This is a genomic window from Blastomonas sp., from assembly GCF_041747255.1.
In the GTDB taxonomy this organism is placed as follows: domain Bacteria; phylum Pseudomonadota; class Alphaproteobacteria; order Sphingomonadales; family Sphingomonadaceae; genus Blastomonas.
In genome coordinates this window covers 1-2,238 of record NZ_JBGTFM010000134.1, presented here as the reverse complement: position 1 = coordinate 2,238, position 2,238 = coordinate 1, and the positions used below count along the sequence as shown (strand labels likewise).

At 61.6% G+C, this 2,238-nt stretch carries 5 protein-coding genes; all 5 read right to left on the bottom strand.

The annotated features are described in order from the left end of the window. Positions 1 to 336, bottom strand: a 336-nt coding sequence (locus ACEW8G_RS04800; protein WP_373487309.1) for a DUF736 domain-containing protein, incomplete at its 3' end; no start/stop codon positions are given. Positions 337 to 523: 187 nt separating this feature from the next. Next, entirely contained in the window at positions 524 to 1,024 is a 501-nt protein-coding gene (locus ACEW8G_RS04795; protein ID WP_373487308.1) for an RES family NAD+ phosphorylase, read from the bottom strand. A 9-nt stretch (positions 1,025 to 1,033) separates the two neighbouring features. Next, on the bottom strand, positions 1,034 to 1,390 hold the full coding sequence (locus ACEW8G_RS04790) for a hypothetical protein (protein WP_373487307.1): 357 nt from the start codon (positions 1,388 to 1,390) through the stop codon (positions 1,034 to 1,036). Positions 1,391 to 1,465: 75 nt separating this feature from the next. After that, positions 1,466 to 1,816, bottom strand: coding sequence for a hypothetical protein (locus ACEW8G_RS04785; RefSeq protein ID WP_373487306.1), 351 nt, complete (start codon positions 1,814 to 1,816; stop codon positions 1,466 to 1,468). 73 nt (positions 1,817 to 1,889) lie between these two features. After that, a partial coding sequence (locus tag ACEW8G_RS04780; protein ID WP_373487305.1) for a DUF3768 domain-containing protein occupies positions 1,890 to 2,238 on the bottom strand: 349 nt, incomplete at its 5' end.

Below are 2,238 nucleotides of genomic sequence, written 5' to 3'. Positions count from 1 at the left end.
GTCGAGCGATGCCTTGGGCTTCGAACGCCGCCAGGCGACGTTGAAGCTGCCGTCGTTCTGCTGGAACATGGCGACCGGGATCGGCGCCGAGAGGCTGGGATCGTCGATCTGGCCCGACAGGAAGCACTCGCCGGTCTCGTTCGACGAGTATTCCCAGAGCGCGCCGATCTTGACCCAGCTGCGGCGGTCCGCCGAGAGCGCCATGAGGTCGAACTTGGGTGCTCGCTCGTTGGTGGATTCGAAGGCCCGCAGAGCGACGGTCGCGCTGAAGGTCAGGGTGGTGATGCGGCCGATGTGAACGCCTTCTGCGTTGGCCTTGAGGGTGCCGATGTTCATGTCAAATTCTCCTGATGCTGTCCGAACCCCTTGTCCGGAACACCTTCTCCCATCCCCCCTCTCCTCCGGGCCCGTGGCCCGGCCCGTGCGCCAGCCACCGCAGGCGCGCGTCAATCCGCAAGGCCCCAAAGGGCCGCAGCGTGCCGCTACATAGGATATTGAGTGCGTGCGAAGTGCCGGGAGGGCCTCAGCGCCAGGAATCGCGATTTTTCGGGAGCAGGCCGTGCTTGTCTTCGGCAACGACACTTGCCCCGCCGATTTCGTTCCAGTGCCACAGGACGAGGTTGTGCCCCGCGGCTTGCGTTGACTGGTAGATCAACCCGTCAAGGCCTGCAGCGATGAGCTGCTCGGCTGCTTGCTGGGTGGGCGAGAGCAGTTCTGCAAACTGCGGACCCCACCAGGGCTGGCTCATGAGATTGTCTGCCAGAGCGTGCTTTTTGCGCAAATTTGCGTCATCATAGTCAGCAATCATGCCGCCTGAGACCTGATAACGCACCAGCGTGATGGGAATGAAATCGAGAATTTGCTGATTGGTTTCTTTCACCGCCGTCAGCGGATCGAAAGAGAGGTAAAGCGCCGGCCTGCTGCGCGCATTCCACCTTCCACCGTTCTTTGCGGCACCTGCGCCGCTGGTGGGCATGGACGCCCACTCGGGCGTATGAGCCCGGTAACAGATCGCCGGTTCCATCGTTTCAGTTTAGGCGTAGACGCCGTTATACACATTCTCGAGGTGCCCGTGGACCCAGGCAATATTCCCGTCCTTGACGTGCTCCATTGCTGTCTTGGTGCCCATCGAGACGATCGGCGTGTACTTGAACCAGACCACGGCGCGTTCGAGCGATCCGGCAATTTCGGTGGCATGAGTTAAGAGGCGCACCAGGGGCAGCACGGCTTCGCGTCCTTTCTTGCCGAGCGGCTCGGCGGCCAGCGTATTGCGGCTCACACCGACCAGCTCGGCCAGCTCGGTAACCGGAATGTGCAGCTGCTCGGCCAGCGCACGCGGATCAATCGATCCGCTGTCGGTCACCAATCGGTTCTGAGCTTTCGGTATCATCACAAGTCTCCTTGGCCCCATATAGTGCATTGCTTGCACAAAATCCAGTCAAACTGCTTCAGCATTGGCCGTGCCCTATACTTCATGCCCGCGCGACTTTGTCATCTGTGCGAGGCGCGCCATGAAGGCCTTGGCTTCGAGCTGATTGGGTCCATCGCGCGTGGCGAGGCATGCCATCCTGTCGATCTCGAGCTGTGCGGCCAGACTTGCTTCGATCTGGCAATAGGGTTCGAGCACGCGGATTGCGTCAACAGCGCGGGGGAGCTCGCCAAAGGCGGTTCCGACCCATACGAGTTCGATCTCCTCTCCGTCTTCGTCAGGGGCCCTCAGAACCTGCGCGAAATAGGTTTGAAGCGGGCGGTCCCAGCCAACATAGGCACTTGCCGCCGCAATCCCGTCACGAAGCGGTACTTTGTGCCTGCTCATGCGCTCGTTACCTCCCCACCATTTACCGGGCCGATGCCCCGCGGCGCAGTGACATGTCCGCCCCTGACGCTGATCAGTAGTCCGCTGGCCGCATCAGCGTGATGACGCGCCGTGTCATCGCTGGATTGGCCGGATCCTCTGACCCGAACGCCAGTTCGGTGTCGTAATAATCGACCTTCATCAGCACCTTGATGCCATCGACATCCATGTTTGCAAAGTCTCGCTCGGGCGAATCCGGGGCGAAGGTGCAATGGCGCAGAGCGGCCATCAGCCGAGCCTGTGCCATCATGCTTTGTGCCACCGTCTCGCCGCCGAGTTCTGCAAGCAGCCCGGAGGTCATGACGATGCGGGCCATGCGGTCACGGCCCTGGCGTGCGGCATCATTGAGCAGCGCGATGCGTTCGGTACGCTGCCGAGCGCAA